This window comes from Hydrocoleum sp. CS-953 (assembly GCF_002260545.1).
GTDB lineage: Bacteria > Cyanobacteriota > Cyanobacteriia > Cyanobacteriales > Microcoleaceae > Trichodesmium.
The window spans coordinates 1-2,594 of sequence record NZ_LGSU01000269.1; the positions used below are offsets into that span (position 1 = coordinate 1).

At 31.1% G+C, this 2,594-nt stretch carries 4 protein-coding genes; all 4 read left to right on the forward strand.

Annotated elements, in window-relative coordinates; translation table 11 throughout:
- Positions 1-244, forward strand: a 244-nt coding sequence (locus AFK68_RS02400; RefSeq protein WP_246843943.1) for a type II toxin-antitoxin system ParD family antitoxin, incomplete at its 5' end; no start/stop codon positions are given.
- Between the two features lie 14 nt (positions 245-258).
- Positions 259-537: a type II toxin-antitoxin system RelE/ParE family toxin gene (locus tag AFK68_RS02405; protein ID WP_094671341.1), complete on the forward strand. Its 279-nt coding sequence runs from the start codon at positions 259-261 to the stop codon at positions 535-537.
- A 296-nt stretch (positions 538-833) separates the two neighbouring features.
- On the forward strand, positions 834-1,335 hold a 502-nt coding region (locus AFK68_RS02410; RefSeq protein ID WP_143437438.1), incomplete at its 3' end, for a glycosyltransferase.
- A gap of 280 nt (positions 1,336-1,615) precedes the next feature.
- Positions 1,616-2,266, forward strand: a complete 651-nt coding sequence (locus AFK68_RS02415; RefSeq protein WP_246843945.1) for a glycosyltransferase family 4 protein — start codon at positions 1,616-1,618, stop codon at positions 2,264-2,266.
- Positions 2,267-2,594 lie beyond the last annotated feature (328 nt).

A 2,594-nucleotide genomic window follows, 5' to 3' on the forward strand; every position in this document is an offset into this window, starting at 1 on the left:
AATATATATTATTTTAAAGCCAGAACAAGAAAAATTAATTCAAGCTAAAGTAACCAGTGGTAAATATACAACTGTTGATGAAGTTATTGCTGAAGCATTAAAATTATTAGATGAAAGAGATAAACATTATCAAAATTGGGTAGAATATACTCGCAAAAAAGTAGCTGTAGGTTTAGCAAAACTAGATAGAGGTGAAGGAATTGAGGTACAAACTGTTATCAATAAATTCAAAGAAAAAAAATAATGATAATTTGTTAAATTTCTCCAGAAGCAAGTCAAGATTTAGATGAAATTTTTGATTATTTTGCCTATCATAATGTAGGTGTTGGTGAAAGATTTGTTATTGCTTTTGAAAACAAATGCGAAAAATTATTACAATTTCCAAATATGGCAAAGAGTTATCAAGATATTGAACCTTCATTAAGAGGTATTCCTCTTCATAATTATATTATTCTCTATTGTTTAATAGATAATGGTGTTGAGATTGTGAGAGTAGTTAGTGGATATCGTAATTTAGAATATCTTTTTGAACAATAATTAACTATATATTCAATAAGTAGGATTTTATGACTGATAGCCGTTGCTGATTTTAGGTATGAAATTCTGTTAAAATTTTACTTTTGAATTATCAAAAAAATTGGGTCACGCAACCCCGCCTTGATCGGCAAAATATTTTTGGAGTGGGGCGTAAATCCCTGTTACAAAAACATACGTCGCCAATCCGACGGCTCCCCTATCTGTACGGGCGAAAAGCCATTCGCCCCTACTCACTTCTGACTTCTACTATAATTCCTTAGCCTCAGATTAAGCTTTCTTGCTTTCTTCCTTCATTTATGAAAATTGCCATTATTGCCTCTGGATTTTTACCCGTATTAGATGGAGTAACCGTTAGTGGTTATTACCGAGTCCAAAAACTCAGTCAATTCGGACATCAAGTATTATTATTTTGTCCTGACTATAGTCCCCTAGCTCATTTATATCCAAATTGGAAAGATTACACAGGTAATATTTTCCCTGGAGTTCAAGTCATTAATTTACCTAGTACACCATTTCTAGATTTTGAAAGAAACGTAGGATTTAACACTTACCAAATAGTCCGCCGAGAATTAGAAAAATTTCAGCCAGAAATTATTCATGTAGATGAACCAGAAAGATTATTTTTTGCTTTTTTTCGTTTAGCTGGTATCGAATTTGCTCGACAAAATAATATTCCCTGCGTCTGTACTTTCAGAACTAACTTTCTCGAATATTTTGAAGATTTTTTGCCTTTACCAAAAGGCATTAATCTGATGTTGCAATTAATCTTTAAAAAAAGTTTTGTCTCAATTTATAACCNATTATTCATGTAGATGAACCAGAAAGATTATTTTTTGCTTTTTTTCGTTTAGCTGGTATCGAATTTGCTCGACAAAATAATATTCCCTGCGTCTGTACTTTCAGAACTAACTTTCTCGAATATTTTGAAGATTTTTTGCCTTTACCAAAAGGCATTAATCTGATGTTGCAATTAATCTTTAAAAAAAGTTTTGTCTCAATTTATAACCAATACGATTTGACTTTAGTTTCTAGTAGTATTACCTATCAAAAAATTGTCAGTATGGAAATTAAAAATGCTATGTATGTCAACTTTCATGGTTTTGATATAGAGAAATTTGAGTCAGCCACAATAACAACTAATTTCTGGGAATCAAATTATCAAATTCCTAATTTAGATAACAAAGTAAAAATAGTATTTTTAGGAAGACTAACCGAAGATAAAGGTTGGAAATTTACCTTAGATGCTTTTGTCAGACTTCAACAATTAGTAAATATAGAAAATATTTCCATAATAATTGTTGGAGATGGTCCGATGCGCGATGAAATATCAAATAGATTAGCTCAAGCGACAAATCTTGTTTATTTATTAGGTAGAGTACCTCCTGAAAATGTACCTAATATTTTGAAAAATAGTGATTTTCATGTCACAGCTTCAGAAAAGGAAACTAGAGGTTTAACTGTATTAGAAGCATTTGCTGCAGGTATTCCAGTAGTTGCTCCTCAAGCTGGAGGAGTCACAGAAAATATTGAAGATGGTAAGAATGGTTTATTATTTACTCCAGGAAATCAAGAAAGTTTTTGTGAGAAATTGAAGCTCTTAATTGAAGATAGTAATTTACGGATAAAAATGGGTATTAATGCTAAAGAATCTGTTGCTAAATACAGTTGGGATAATGCAGTAGCTAACTTAGTGAAAATTTGGCAAGAACAAATTCTGCTCAAATCTTAGGATTAGACTTCTCCAATAACAAAAAATCAAATCAATTATCTTACAGAAATCATCAACTATTTTTATCTACTCCCTACTCCCTACTCCCTATTTCCTGCTTTAGCTAACTTAGTGAAAATTTGCCCAGAACAAATTCTGTTCAAATCTTAGTATTAGATATCTCCAATAATAAAAAATCAAATCAATTATCCCACAAAAATCATCAAATATTTTTCCCGAATCCCGACTTCCTACTCCCTCCTGGAGCTAACTTAGTGAAAATTTGCCCAGAACAAATTCTGTTCAAATTTTAGTATTAGATATCTCCAATAATAAAAAATCAAATCAA

Bases quoted from the DNA above. Each gene is read 5' to 3' on its own strand.
- AFK68_RS02415 (WP_246843945.1), top strand. From the start codon at position 1,616: ATGTATGTCAACTTTCATGGTTTTGATATAGAGAAATTTGAGTCAGCC.